The sequence below is a fragment of the Adhaeribacter swui genome, assembly GCF_014217805.1.
In the GTDB taxonomy this organism is placed as follows: domain Bacteria; phylum Bacteroidota; class Bacteroidia; order Cytophagales; family Hymenobacteraceae; genus Adhaeribacter; species Adhaeribacter swui.
Map to the genome: position 1 here is coordinate 51,191 of NZ_CP055156.1, position 14,614 is coordinate 65,804.

The following is a 14,614-nucleotide window of genomic DNA, read 5'->3' on the forward strand; positions in this document are numbered from 1 at the left end:
TAGCGCAAGTGTTAATCGTAACGTCACTGGCGTTAAACAGACCAAAGCCAGTCTCCCGACTGGCGAATAGCAATACTTCAACACGTCAGCCGGAAGATTACTATTTGTCTCTTTAACCAAATCTCGCTACGCTAAGAATAGCGCTAGTGCCGAAATGCTGACTGGAACTAAAAGCCTTTAAATAAGGCCATGCTACTTCCGCACCACCACCTAATATTTATTTTTTAAATTTTATCAATCCTACGGGCAATTAATTATCTTGTAACCTGGATAAACTACGGCTGCTAGGTCTTTTGCCGCTTGCCGCAGTTTGCTCTTACTTAAACCAAGCTCTAATTTAAAAATTCATGAAGAAAGTTTATTCTGCTTTTACCTGGCTAACAATTATCTGCGCCGGTTTATTGCTTGGTTTGACTAAACCGGTACAAGCGCAAAAATTGGGAGTTTTTGAAAAAAACACCGATGTGGGCACGGTTAAGCAAGCCGGTACCGCTACTTTTAACGCCAGCACCGGGCAATACCAGCTCAGCGGCTCGGGCACCAACATCTGGGGCGACCACGACGAGTTTCAGTTTATGTGGAAGCGGCTGAAAGGGGATTTTATTTTGTACTCGCGGGGTAACTTATTGGGCAAAGGCGTGGATCCGCACCGTAAAATCGGCTGGATGGTGCGCAGCAGTTTAGATTCTAAATCGGCGAACGTAAACACGTCTATTCACGGCGATGGCCTGACGGCTTTGCAGTTCCGGCGCAGTACCGGGGCCGCTACCGAAGAAGTACGCTCCACGGTTACGGCGCCGGATGTATTTCAACTGGAAAGACGCGGCAATAAGTATATCATGAAAGCGGCCCGTTTTGGGGAGCCGTTTGTTGTTTCCGAAATTACCGACGTAAACTTAGGCGATGAAGTGTACGTGGGTTTATTTATCTGCTCCCACAACCCCGACGTTACCGAAAAAGCTACGTTCCAGGATGTGCGCATTAGTATTCCGGCCCGCGAAAACTTTGTTCCTTATAAAGATTATATTGGCAGCCGCATCGAGTTAATGGATGTGACTACCGGTAGCCGCCAGGTAGTGTATACATCACCTAAATCGTTACAAGCCCCCAACTGGACGCCCGACGGTAAAAAGCTGATTTACAACGCCGAAGGCTTAATGTATACTTTCGACCTCGCCAAAAAAACGCCGCAGGTTTTAAACACGGATTATGTAAAGAAAAATAACAACGACCACGTACTTTCTTTTGACGGTAAAATGCTAGGCTTAAGCAGTTCCAGCGGCGACCCCAAGTATGGTTCGCTGGTGTATACCGTACCCATAACCGGCGGCAAACCGAAGCAAATCACCCCCACGGGCCCCTCCTACCTGCACGGCTGGTCGCCGGATGGTAAATCGCTGTTGTTTACCGGTGAGCGCAACAAAGAATTTGATATTTACAAAGTACCCGCCGCGGGCGGCCCGGAAGTACGTTTAACCACAGCCCAGGGCCTGGATGATGGTTCGGAATATACGCCCGATGGCAAATGGATTTACTTTAACTCCAACCGCACTGGCACCATGCAAATCTGGCGGATGCGCCCGGATGGCAGCCAGCAGGAAGCCGTAACCACCGGCGATTACAACGATTGGTTTCCGCATGTATCGCCAGACGGTAAATGGATTGTAATGCTATCATTTGATAAAAAAGAAGTAAAATCCAATGATCATCCGTTTTACAAGCACGTGTATTTGCGCCTGATGCCGATTGCCGGTGGTCAGCCCAAAGTAATTGCTTACTTGTACGGCGGACAAGGCTCGATTAACACGCCTTCCTGGTCGCCGGACAGCAAACGCATTGCCTTTATCAGCAATACCGATATGAGCGCTGGCGCCGAAGCAAAATAAATTTACCTTTGCATTGTTTGGAATTGCCTCAAAATTTAAATTTTTAAAAATTTTGTTCGCAGCTTCGAGATAAATTTAAAACCTGTTTCTTCCCCCAACATGATTAAAACTTCGCGTCTAACATTCTCTTTTCTATTGCTGTTTAGCTTTATTTTTCATTCGGCTTTGGCGCAAAAAAAGCCGAAGGCCAATGCAGAAAAATGGATTTCGTTGTATAACGGCAAAGATTTAACCGGTTGGGACATCAAAATTGCCGGCCACGCGCTGAATGATAATTACAAAAATACCTTCCGGGCCGAAGGCGATATGATCCGGGTATCGTACGACGAGTACCAGAACTTTGATGGCAAATATGGGCACATGTATTACAAAACGCCTTATTCGCACTATATTTTAAAATTTGAGTACCGCTTTTTAGGCAACCAGGTACCCGGCGGCGAAGAATGGAACGTGCGCAACAGCGGCATTATGTACCACTCGCAATCGGCTAAGAGTTTAACCATGAACCAGGAATTTCCGGTTTCGTTGGAAGTACAATTACTCGGGGGTTTAGGTACCGGCCAACGGCACACGGGCAATTTATGTACGCCAGGCACGCAAATGCACGACATGCAGGGCAAACTGGTGTCGGCTCATTGCATCGATTCTAATTCCAAAACTTACAACGGCGACCAGTGGGTAAAAGCCGAAATTCAGGTGTACGGCGACTCGCTAATCCGGCACATTATTGAAGGCGATACTGTGTTTACTTACCAAAAACCCGAAATTGGCGAAGTGTACTGGAAGCAAGGCAAAGAAGATGCGTACAGCAAAATCTGGAAAGCGCAGGATGGCGCTCCGTTAAAAAGCGGCTACATTGCCCTGCAAGCCGAAAGCCACGCCATTGATTTCCGGAATTTACAATTATTGAACTTAAAAACGCAAATGCCTCCTAAGCCTCGCAAAGCCAAAGCGGCCCCTAAGTCTTAAGCCCTGCAATGCGCATTTTTTAAATTTCTGTAAATCTATTAACCTAAGCGATAAACGTCGTGCTTGGGGGTGATATCATCCCCAGCCACGATGCATTCCCGAATACTTTTGGGCAATCCTGCTTAACTTGCATTTTTCCTTTAACCGCGAAACTCCTAAATTTTGACCCATTCCTTTTAGGAAATCGGTAATAATTAATGCTATTTCGTACTGCAATTTTTATTCTTTATAACTGTATTTATCTCTAATGAAAAAATCTATTTATCTGTTGGTAGTAAGCGGCGTTTTGGTAATGTCGGGATGTCAGCAAAATGCCAAAGTAAAAGAAAACAGCCCCGCTACCACCCCAGCCGTAACAGATAAGCCCGCCGTTAATTTATCTTCTTCGGATTCTTCTACCCTGGAAACGCAAGGCAGTACCGCCACCGCCGCTACTGGTACCGGCCAGAAATTTGGCTACATCAACTCTGCCGATTTGTTAAAACAAATGCCCGAAACTAAAAAAGCCGAAGCAAGTTTGCAGGCTTTTGTAAATGGTTTAGAAAAACAATTTGGCGGTTTACAAACCAGCTACCAAAAACAGATTACCGATTTTCAGGCTCAGGAAAAAACCATGGTGGATGCCGTGAAACAAACCAAAATTAAAGCTATCCAGGACCTGGAACAGCAAATGCAGCAATCGCAGGCGTCGGGACAGCAAAAAGTAGCCGCCAAACGCGAAGAGTTATTTAAGCCTATTCTGGATAAAGCCGAAAAAGCAGTAAAAGACGTGGGTAAAGAAAACGGCTACGATTACGTTTTTGATGCCAGCACCGGCTCGTTTATTTACGCCAAAGACAGCCACGACATTATGCCTTTGGTAAAAGCGAAGTTAGGAATTAAGTAATTTTTTAAAATTAATGCTACCTGGCTTTCTAATCTGCGTAAACAACTAACCGGCCCATTGGATGCCGGGGTGTTTCACTAAATTACCAGACTATGAAAGACGACCAAAATAAAAACAACGACAAGAAAGACGATATTTTAAAAGATATTCGGTCCGTACCTAAAGCCGCTACTGGTGGCAACGGGGGTGGTAACCAAAACGTAGATGATCCCAAGAAACCAGCCAAAGGCGGTCGGCACGATGCGAATAGCGTAGAAGATGGCGGCCAGGATATTGGTTCATCGGCGGGCAGCCACTAACCAACCTACTAATTTCAGGAACTCTGCGGTTAAAGCCGCAGAGTTTTTTTTATGCCCGCAAAATTTTAATTTTTTAAAAATTACCTAAACCGGAAAGCTTGTATTTAATACCGTAGCCGCTCGACCAAGCAATAGGAAGGTGTTAACAGAAAAAAGCAGAACAGACGGCAGCCAGATACATCGCATCAGAATTGCTTGTAAACCCAGTAAAAAAATTCTTAGCCATCGAGTAAGCGGCTGAAAAGTTTCCAGCCTCCAAAAAATATAAACAGCCAGATCAATCCTTTAATCAGAAAGAACAGAAATCCGGCCAGGCCTAATCTTTTAAAATAGCGCTTAAGTTTGTCGCGGTCCATGAGTGTGCAAGTGTAGCCATTTTGCCCCGAATTTACAACGCTTAACGGTAACTGGCTATTATTACAACCGGGCAGCAGCAGTAAAAGTTTTTTTACATTTTCTATTTTGGCTAAAACCTGGCCGCTTGTACGCATAAATAAGTATCTTTGGCGCCCGGAAAATTTACCCGGTGTCAGTTATGCTCGTTACTTCCGAAGTTAAGTTAGAACACATCATCCTGCACAAAGTAGGCAATAAAAGCCGCGACGAAGCCATTCAGTTTTCGAAGAAACCACTCGACCTCGACGATACCGTAAAGGACTTACTGCAGCGTTATTTTTTGTCGCCGTTTAAATCCGAAGCGTATTATAACTTATACCACGAGTCGGATATTAACCTGAACGAAGTGTATACTTTTGTGTCGCGGATTTTCGACAATCCCGACACCTTTCTGGAACAATCGGAGAATCTGGCCCGGCACCTGTACGAGCAAAGCACCCACCCCAACGTAAAACCCGGCGAGTTCTACGTAACCTATCTCCACGATTTAGTGCTCGACGGCGAAGCGCTGCAAGCCGTAGGTTTATTTAAATCGGAAAATCGCGAAACTTACCTGAAAGTGTACCCCAGCGGCGATACTTTTGACATCGACAGCGAAGACGGCGTAAACATTAATAAACTCGACAAAGGCTGTTTGATTTTTAACACCGACCGCGAAGATGGTTTTGTGGTACTCACCGTAGACAACACCAACAAACGCGACGAAGCCATTTACTGGAAAGACGATTTTTTAAAAATTCAGTCGCGCCAGGATGCGTACCACCACACCCAAAACGTAATGAGCTTGTGCAAAGCTTTCGTGGAAAAGCGTTTGCCCGAAGAGTTTGAAGTATCGCGTGGCGAGCAGGCCGACTTGTTAAACAAGTCGGTTAAATTTTTAAAAGAAAAAGAAGTTTTTGATTTACAAGAGTTCCAGAACGAAGTAATTGCGCAGCCCGATTTAATTGAGAGCTTCCAGAGCTACAAAACCGAGTTTGAAACTGACCGGGGATTTGAAATAAAACCGGAGTTTGACATTCACGAAAATGCTTTCAAGAAAAATACTAGGTTCATGAAAAGCGTGATTAAGCTGGATAAAAACTTCCACATTTACGTGCACGGCAATTCCGAGAACATGGAAAAAGGCTATGACGAAGAGCGCGGATTACACTTCTACCAACTATTTTTTAAATCCGAAAGCTAATTTATCGGGTTCCGAAAACTTAAAATTTTAAATTTTCTGATTGCGGATCCGGGTGAATTTCTGGCGGAATTAATTCCGGGTTAGCCGGAGTTTTTGGCGGTAGAATGCTACAATTTTTTAAATTTGTTATTTCCCGGATTTATCTGGTGGCTTTAGTTTACGGGCTGAGCTCTTTTGGAAAACCCTAATTCTACTACTTTATTTAAAATCAAGATATTATACTCCATGATGAAACGACGTACCTTTGTAAAAGCTTCGCTGCTGAGCGGCTGTTTAACCAGCACCGTTCCTTTTTTAAATCCGGCCCTAGCCGGGGCAAAACAAAAAGCTGGCAAACCCGAGTATTACGAATTACGGGTTTATACTTTAAAAAACGACGCGCAACAAAAGTTAGTCGAAGATTATTATCAGAATGCGGCTATTCCGGCGCTTAACCGTTTGGGCAGCAAAAATGTGGGCGTATTTACCCAGCAACAACCTACCACGGCCATCACCAAATTATACGTAGTTATTCCGTTTAAATCCATCGAAGATTTTGGCAAGATGAACGAGCGCTTACAGGCCGATGCCGCCTACCAGCAAGCCGGCGCCGCTTATTTAAACGCTCCCGCTACCGAACCGGCTTATCAGCGCATCGAAAGTTCTTTAATGGAAGCCTTTAGTGGCATGCCCAAAATGGAGTTACCTGCCAAAAAAGCCCGTATTTTTGAACTACGTCGCTACGAAAGCCCCAGCGAAGCTGCCGGCAAAAAGAAAATAGAAATGTTTAACAAAGGCGAAATTACCGTATTTAAGCGTGTAGGTTTAACCCCGGTATTTTTTGGTGAAGTGATAGTGGGCGAAATGCGTCCTAACCTCACGTACATGCTCACCTTCGATGATATGGCCGATCATGACCAAAGCTGGAAAACCTTCGGTAGCGACCCCGAATGGAAGAAAATGAGCAGCATGCCGGAATACGCCGACTCAAAAATATTGTCGAATATTACCCGTACATTTTTAGTACCAACCGCTTACTCGCAAATTTAAAATTCTTTCAACTCCTGCTCAACCAGCCTGGCTAAGCAATAACTAGAAGATATTTTTTAAAAAATCAGGCAAATAGAATTAAAACAAAAGCAGTACCTGGCTTAGGTACTGCTTTTGTTTTAAGGGCAGTTAATACAGGCTATAATTTAATTTCGCGTTTTTTCCCAGTAAAATCGGTTACGTACACTTTCTCTAAACCCGCGCTTACCATGGCCCGACTAGACTGCGATAGGTAACCCGATCCATAGAAAAATTCTTCGCGGCGTTTTTTACCATTGCTAAATTGTAAATCCGCGTAAGCATCCATGGGGCTTAAGCGAATAAACTGCTTTTTACCGGTTGGAACTAAACCCTGTATAACCTGTAAACTATCCGAGTTACAGCTTATAACTTCTATCGGCTGATTATTCCTCGTAAATACCCTAGCAATGGCCTTAGCATCCCCCGAAATTTTCAAGCCGGCTCCTTGCGGTGGAATCGGTCTAAATGTCCCATTCCCGTTACCCATTAAACAAGTACCAATACCGGCATCGTAATACCCCATGGCTACCTCGGTAGCGTAAGAATTACCTACTAAAAGCAAATCCAGGTTACCGTCGTAATTGTAATCGGCTACACTTAGTCCGAATACCGGGGCAAATTGTGCTTGTACCGGCAAAGGCTTTATGGTAAATTTTCCGTTTCCATCATTTTGAATGAAGCTGCTGCTAAACGTATAACTTTGGTAACGGTGCGCGTCTTTTAACTCGTCGTCGGTAAATAATTGCGCCATGGTGCTGGCCCCGTAATCCGCGTAACGCGGAAAGCGGCGACGCATGGCTACCATCTGGTCGGTAAGGCCGTCGCGGGCCGGGGCGGGATAGTTTTGGTTTTGAATGAAATAGCTTATCACCGGGTCTACGCTGCCGTTGTTATCGAAATCTTTGGCTACTACACTTACCGGTTGCTCCGGGCTGGCTTTGTAACGGGAGTTTAAGCCTAAGTTGCCAGCTACATAATCTACGTCGCCGTCGTTATCAAAATCGCCGCCAATAATGCTGTTCCACCAGCCGTGGGTATTTGCCAGGTTTGTATTGGCGGTTACATTAACCAGCTTGCCGTTGGTATTTTTAAAAAAACAGATCGGCATCCACTCGCCCGTTACGATTAAATCAATTTGATTATCATTATCAAAGTCGGTCCAGAGCGCGGCGGTAACCATACCGGCCCGTTCCAGTTCCGGGCAAATTACTTGGGTTACATTGGTAAAACGACCGCCCTGGTTACGCAAAATACAGCTTTGCCCCGGCAATGGATATTTTTGGGGTTCGTTTCTACCACCGATAAACAAGTCCAGATCACCGTCCCGGTCGAAATCGGCGGCGGTTACGCACGAGCCGCTGGCTAAGATCTGGGGTAAAGCCTGATTATTAAGGGTAAAGTTGCCTTGTCCATCGTTTTGAAATAAACGATGCTGGTATTGGGTGGCACCCGTTCTAAACTCGTTACCGCCGCTCACCACGTACAAATCCAAGTCATTATCGTTATCGGCATCAAAAAACAAAGCACCCATGTCGTCTGAGGCGTTAGGTTGGTTGCTTAATGGTTTGCTGGTAAAAGTACCCGAGGCGGTTTGGTAGAAAATCATTCCGGAACGATCACCGGCCGCACCCACGTAAAAATCATCCCGGCCGTCGCCATTAACATCTCCTACGGCTAAGCCCGGCCCATTTTGGGAATATTTATGCGGTAGCAAAGGCTGATTTTTAAAATCTACATAATCGGTTTCTTCGTGTTTATAGGCAATATTGTAAGCTGCGTTTACTTTCTGAAAAAGCGGAGTTGGTTCTGGTTTAACGCTGGGTTTAGTAGTATTAGCGTTTTGCTCTTTTACAGTTAACGTTTGGTTGGCTTTTACTTGTGCTAGTACCTGGTATTTACCGTTCGGCCAGGTTATTTTCAGCGAGTCGATAGTAGGCACTTGGCCCAAGCCAAAATGCACCGTTGGGTCTACGGAAGATTGATACCCCCGGGAAAGATAATGCTCGTAAAACTGTTGTTGGTTATTGTATTTAATTTGAATGGTAGTGCCAATGCCGTTGCGATTGGGAGCTTGTCCCTGCAGCTTAATTTTAAAAAAATTGGTCGGCTGAACGGTTTCGGCGTTGTTACGGTACACAAAAGCCGGATTGTTGAGGTTGTTAATGACTAAATCCAGATCGCCGTCATTATCCAGGTCGGCGTAAACGGCACCGTTTGAAGTGGCGGCTTTATCTAAACCCCAGTCTTTGCTTTTGTTGGCGAAGGTTAAGTCGCGTTTATTCTGGTAGATGTAGTTAGGCACTACCACACTCTCCAGTTTATTAAATTCTTTTTTCAGCTTCGCTTCCATGGCCTCCTGGGTACCAAACATCGATTGCTCCGATTGGTAATGTATGTAATCCAGGTTAATCATGTCTTTTAAGTAGCCATTGGTAATAAATAAATCGCGCCACCCATCATTATCGTAGTCGGCCAGCAGGGCGCTCCAACTCCAGTCGGTGGCGTACACGCCGGCCAATTGCCCAATCTCGCTGAATGTACCGTTGCCGTTGTTTAATTGCAGCGTATTGCGCACGTATTGATGTTCATAACCGAGGCGCTGGGTTAGCTGGAATCGTTCGTAATTGGGCGCTTCCATGGTTAATTTTTGCCGTTTGTTGTCTTCCGGCAGCATGTCCATTTCGATGATATCGGGTAAGCCATCGTTGTTATAATCGGCAATGTCGGTGCCCATGCCGTTGTAGCTGGTATGTTTTAAGTACTGGCTGATTTTATTCGTAAAGGTGCCATCCTGATTATTAATCCAAAGCAAATCGTTACTTAAAAAATCATTGGCCGCGTAAACATCGGGCCAACCATCCTGGTTAATATCGCTTACGGCGATGCCCAAACCCCTACCTTCTATTAATATACCCGCTTCTTTAGAAACATCCGTAAACGTGTTATTGCCGTTATTTCGGAACAGTTTATCCGTACTCCGGGAGGTACCATTGGTAATTTTGGGGCGGGAAATATTTGGATTATCAAAGTTATCGGTGGCATTCCGCAACAGATACATATCTAAATCCTGGTCTTTGTCATAGTCAAAGAAGGCCACCTGGGTACTATTTCCTTCGTCGGCGAGGTTATAGGCTTTGGCTTCTTCTTTAAAAATCGGCTTACCGTTAGGGCCAATACCTTTGTTTATAAATAACAAATTCGGCGTGTACGTGGTATCGGCAAATGGATTAACGGTACAGGCGTAAATATCCAGCAAGCCATCCTGGTTAATATCCACCATAGTTACCCCGTTCACCCATAATTTAGTTGTAGTGCCCGATTGGGCCGTAATATCTTCGAATTTAAAATTTCCTTTATTCAGGTAAAGCTTGCCCGAAACCATATTACCCGAAAAGTACAGGTCCGGTAAACCATCGTTGTTAACGTCACCTACGGCCACCCCACCCCCATTATACATGTACCCGTAGGTGAGTATGTTTAAAGAATCAGTTTCGGTAATTGAATTATTAAAAGTAATTCCGGTATCCTGCGAGTCCAGTAAGGTGAATAAGACTGGTTCTTTTTTAAAAAACTGGCAATTGGTAAGCAGTAAAATACAAGCAAAAACTAATAATACACGTGTGGATTTCATTCGGGAAAGATCAATGTATTTAGAAAAAGTTTATTAGTAATGTAATGATTTCCGCTGGAATATTATACTTCCGGTTAGTTCAGGATAAGCTCTTTGCCTTTTATATGATACCAGCGGGGTGTACCCGATAATATAATTAAGCTGCTGCCTTTCTTTGAATTCAGTAACCAGGCATTCATTATTTAAGCTGCGTTAGACTGGGAAGCTTAGGTTGTTCGAAGCTTAATTTATTTAAAGGTACCATTTCGGGTTTAGTTTCGCCTTCTTTTATCCGGAGTAACTGATTGGGTTGAATGTTCCGGAAAACCTGTTTTTGATTGGTGCCGGCCCACTGAATCACAATTTCATCAATCAGATCGGCCTGACCAATACCGATTTCCCGCCTTAATGGAGAGGCGCCAAAACTTCCGCCGGAATTAACGTCGCGGTAAACGCTGCGGGCAATGCCGTTTTCCCGGAAAGTAACTTTAATGCGCGAGCCAATAGCACTTCGGTTCGCTTTTGCCCCTACTAGTTCCAGGTAAATCCAACGGTTGTTGTTCTGGCCGGGGTTCAGAAAAAAAGAATTCTGGTAAGCATCGCCGATGTAAGCGCCGCCCATATCTACGTAAATATCCTGGTCGCCATCGTTATCCATATCGGCAAAAGATACGCCGTGCCCTTTTTGCAAATGCCCCACCCGAGCGGCGGTAGTTACATCGGCAAATTTTTGGCCGCCCAAATTTTTAAACATTTTGTTCGGCACCAACGACTCGTAATCGGGATTACCCGTAGCCAGGTACATATCTAAAAAGCCATCGTTATCGATATCGCCAAAGTTAGACCCCATGGCAAAAGCAACTCTATTTAAACCTACTTGCTCCGAAATATTAGTAAAAGTACCATTGCGGTTATTTTTATAGAGGTACACCATGCCAGCATTTTTAATTGGTTTTTTCAGGGCTTCGGCGGCGGCGTAATGAGATAGGGCTGATTCAAAATTATAATCGCACACCAAAATATCTAACCAACCGTCGTTATCAAAATCCCAGAACCAGGTCGGGAAGGTGTGCCCTTTATCTTTATCCAGGTTAGCCGAAGCAGTTACATTTTTAAAAATGGGCGTTTTTCCTTTGGTAAGTGTATTTTTAAATAAATACCGGTCACCGTTCATGGTAGATATAAAAATATCCTGGCGTCCGTCGTTGTCGTAATCCCCGGAAGTTACCCCTTTCACAAAGGCCACCAGATCTAAATTAGCTTCTTTGGTTATATTGGTAAAAGTGCCATCCTGATTATTCAGGTACATTTCGCAAGGATTAATGAATTTGCTGTTGCCGGGCCGGGATTCGTTGCCTATAAAAACATCGAGCCAACCATCATTGTTGAAATCGTTCCAGGTAGCGGTTTGGGTCGGGTAAAAAGAAAGTAAACCACTGATGGTAGTGACATCGGTAAAGGTACCGTCGCCGTTATTTTTAATTAATGAGTTAGGTTGTCGGCCAAATTGGTCTTCTACCCAGCCGCCGCGGGTAACAAAAATATCTTTATACCCATCGTTATTATAGTCGGTTTGCATCATATTTAGCCCCCCTACTAAGGATTTTAAACCTGATCTTTCCGAAAGATCGGAGAACGTACCATCGCCATTATTTTTAAAATAATGCATTTCGTCGGCTAGTCCCCAGCCCGAAGTAACCAGGTCTATATAGCCATCATTATCAAAATCTTCGGCAATGCTGCCGCCGGCCATATTGTTTATGTCTAATTTTAAATTTTTAGCAATATCCCGAAATGGTTTTACTAAAGTAGAAGTATCTACATCTAAGTCCGGTAAATAATACGACACGTTTTTAACCTGCTGGTACTCTCCCAAAGTCATGTAAGACAGATTAAGCAACCACCGGTAAGTTAAGTTAGCAGGATAAGCGGCCACTAATTGCCGGTACAATTCAATTGCTTTTTGCGAGCCCACTTGCTGCGTATGGATGCCCGTGCCCCGGATAGGAAAAATACAAGTTTCGGAAGAATGGTGCATTACACAGTTGCTTCTTTCGCCGAGCCGCAGGTAAGCTAAGGCTAATTTAGGCCCAAGAATGCTAAAAGCTTTATTTCCCAACCCCATTGCTTCTAATTTTTGTTGCGCATCGTGTAGTAAATCAACGGCTTCTTGTTCTTTGCCCAGCATTAACAAAGCATGTGCCCGGGCAGCACTTAACATAACTTTATCCTGGGCCGAATTAGCTTGCTGGTATAAAGAATCGTAATACGCCAGAATGGCCTCTGAAGCAAATTTATTCTGATGATGATTGTATTGCTTCGCAGTTTTTTGCAGTATAAGAAGCATTTCCTGGTGCGCTGCCCGTTCCTTGTTTTGGCAAGACCAGAGGGAACCTATAAATAATAACAGTAAAAAGAGGAAAATTCTTGGCATGAGTAAAAACACTTATTCCAAAATACTAAATTTCAATATGATATACTAGGGACTTTGATCAAACTACAGCAACGGCAGCCACTATCATGTAAATTAAATGAATAGTTAAGATTTAAGTAAAAGATTTAAATGGTAGAGGCCATTGGGAAGGTGTAAAGCTACAGCAAAGTATTATGACAGGTAGGCTTTCTTTAAATTCTAAACTACTAAAAAGATAAATTTTAAAAATTGAGAGTAGTAAAAAACCCTTAGCAAAGGCCAAGGGTTTTTTACTTTAAACAACATCAGGAAAATTAATAATTAGGGTTTTGAGCTGGTAAGCCGCCAGCAGACAACTGCGGATTACGGTTTACCTCATCCGATGGAATCGGCAATACATAATCCCGGGCCGGATTAAAGGTAAAAAGCGTGTAAGGCGAAGTTATTACCCCTTTTTTCATCCAGCGCATAATATCGAAGTCGCGGCCTTCTTCACCACCTCTTTCCACGGCACTTTCGTGCACAATGGCCCGATAAACCTGTTCTTTTGAACCGGTTGGGAATTGGGCATTCGGGTAATCCGGCATCATTACATCGGCCCGGTTACGTAACTGGTTTAAGTATGCCACTGCGGCGGCCTGCGTACCCACTTCGTTTTCACATTCGGCTAGTAACAGCAATACTTCGGCATACCGGATAACCCGGGTGTTAATACCACCCGGATGGAAACCAGGATCTAATAAATTGGTTTCGGTTGGCTGGCTTCTTAGCTTCTGGTAAATAACGGTGTACTTCTCCCAGCTGGCTTTTAAAGTTTTACCATGGAAATTAGTAGTCTCCCCGTTTTGCTGGGCATCGGTTAAAGTTTTAGTACCGGCATCGTAAAGATCGCCGGTAAAGTATACCGTGTAATCTAAACGCGGGTCTCTTTTGGGCGAACCGGTTTCCGGCACCTCGTACTCATTTATTAAATACTCTGCCGGAATCAGGTTCCGCCAGGCAATCGGGCTGGTTTCCTGGCTGCGAACCGTAGATTGAGCAGCCGTTTGTCCATTACCTTCCCCATCCCAGTTGTAACCATTATCGCTAGGGCGGGCTACATAATTAATCTCCCAAATAGACTCCGAGTTAAACTCATTTTCTTCTCTGAAGTTATCGTTATAAACCGGAGTTAAGCTGTATCTGCCCACTAGCTTTTCCAGTTCTACCTTTGCTTTGGCATAATCGCCCTGCTGAATATAAGCTTTACCTAACAAAGCGGTAGCCGCATCAGCCGTTGCCCGGCCTTTGCTATCACTGGGTTGGTTAGCCATGGTTTGGCCAGCGGGCAGCGCCGTTTGGGCATCCATTAAATCTTGTACTACTAGTTTATATACCTCCTCAGGGCTTGATCTGGGAGCAAAAGCATCCACACCCGAAACTGGAGCAGTATACACCGGAACGCCCCCAAAGAAGTTAACTAATTCGTAGTATGCCCAAGCGCGCAAAAACTTAGCTTCTCCCAAACTTTGCTTTATGGAAGCGGCATCACCTTCTGCCGTTGCGGCATTAGCAATTACGGTATTAGCCCGATGGATTAACGTGTAAAAGCCATTCCACATTTCTGTTCCTACCCCATTACCCGGGGCTACCGTACCTTCAATTACTGCCCGGCGATGCGTTTCCAACTGGCCTCCGCCTGGTTTATGATCGGGACTGCGAAGTGAATGCGCAAAAAACCACTCCCGGGAAGCTAAACGGTTAGAGTGGGCCACGGCATAAATACTGTTAACCGCTTCGCGTAATTCGCTGGCATTTTTAAAGTAGGTAGCAGAGGTAAGATTGTTGGGGTTAACCGTGTTTAAATCATCGTGGCAGTTTGTTAAGAGTAGTACTCCTACAAAACAGGCCGATAAATATATTTTTCTCATTATAATAATGTT

10 protein-coding genes are annotated in these 14,614 nt (G+C 44.4%); 6 read left to right on the forward strand and 4 right to left on the reverse strand.

Annotated elements, in window-relative coordinates:
- Window positions 1–347 precede the first annotated feature (347 nt).
- From HUW51_RS01440 to HUW51_RS01455, 4 genes are all read left to right on the forward strand, one after another.
- The gene (locus HUW51_RS01440) at window positions 348–1,886 is read left to right on the forward strand and encodes a TolB family protein (protein ID WP_185272229.1); all 1,539 of its coding nucleotides are present in this window, start codon (window positions 348–350) and stop codon (window positions 1,884–1,886) included.
- A 99-nt stretch (window positions 1,887–1,985) separates the two neighbouring features.
- Window positions 1,986–2,855 carry a 3-keto-disaccharide hydrolase gene (locus tag HUW51_RS01445; protein ID WP_185272230.1) on the forward strand — a complete coding sequence of 290 codons (870 nt, stop codon included), beginning with the start codon at window positions 1,986–1,988 and terminating at the stop codon, window positions 2,853–2,855.
- A gap of 247 nt (window positions 2,856–3,102) precedes the next feature.
- Window positions 3,103–3,741, forward strand: a complete 639-nt coding sequence (locus HUW51_RS01450) for an OmpH family outer membrane protein (protein WP_185272231.1) — start codon at window positions 3,103–3,105, stop codon at window positions 3,739–3,741.
- Between the two features lie 92 nt (window positions 3,742–3,833).
- Complete coding sequence (locus tag HUW51_RS01455; RefSeq protein ID WP_185272232.1) at window positions 3,834–4,040, forward strand: hypothetical protein; 207 nt, start codon at window positions 3,834–3,836, stop codon at window positions 4,038–4,040.
- Between the two features lie 218 nt (window positions 4,041–4,258).
- Here the strand turns inward: HUW51_RS01455 and HUW51_RS01460 are convergent, their stop codons facing one another.
- Window positions 4,259–4,531 carry a hypothetical protein gene (locus HUW51_RS01460; protein WP_185274667.1) on the reverse strand — a complete coding sequence of 91 codons (273 nt, stop codon included), beginning with the start codon at window positions 4,529–4,531 and terminating at the stop codon, window positions 4,259–4,261.
- Window positions 4,532–4,575: 44 nt separating this feature from the next.
- Here HUW51_RS01460 and HUW51_RS01465 point away from each other — a divergent pair, with 44 nt between their 5' ends.
- Window positions 4,576–5,619 (forward strand): nucleoid-associated protein, encoded by a 1,044-nt coding sequence (locus HUW51_RS01465; protein ID WP_185272233.1) that lies wholly within the window; start codon window positions 4,576–4,578, stop codon window positions 5,617–5,619.
- A 225-nt stretch (window positions 5,620–5,844) separates the two neighbouring features.
- Window positions 5,845–6,648, forward strand: a complete 804-nt coding sequence (locus tag HUW51_RS01470; RefSeq protein WP_228466898.1) for an NIPSNAP family protein — start codon at window positions 5,845–5,847, stop codon at window positions 6,646–6,648.
- 139 nt (window positions 6,649–6,787) lie between these two features.
- Here HUW51_RS01470 and HUW51_RS01475 read toward each other — a convergent pair whose 3' ends face one another.
- From HUW51_RS01475 to HUW51_RS01485, 3 genes are all read right to left on the reverse strand, one after another.
- Complete coding sequence (locus HUW51_RS01475) at window positions 6,788–10,300, reverse strand: FG-GAP-like repeat-containing protein (protein WP_185272234.1); 3,513 nt, start codon at window positions 10,298–10,300, stop codon at window positions 6,788–6,790.
- A 178-nt stretch (window positions 10,301–10,478) separates the two neighbouring features.
- Window positions 10,479–12,713: an FG-GAP-like repeat-containing protein gene (locus HUW51_RS01480; protein WP_185272235.1), complete on the reverse strand. Its 2,235-nt coding sequence runs from the start codon at window positions 12,711–12,713 to the stop codon at window positions 10,479–10,481.
- Between the two features lie 293 nt (window positions 12,714–13,006).
- A complete protein-coding gene (locus tag HUW51_RS01485) occupies window positions 13,007–14,602 on the reverse strand; it encodes a RagB/SusD family nutrient uptake outer membrane protein (RefSeq protein WP_185272236.1) in 1,596 nt (531 codons plus the stop codon).
- Between the last annotated feature and the right edge of the window lie 12 nt (window positions 14,603–14,614).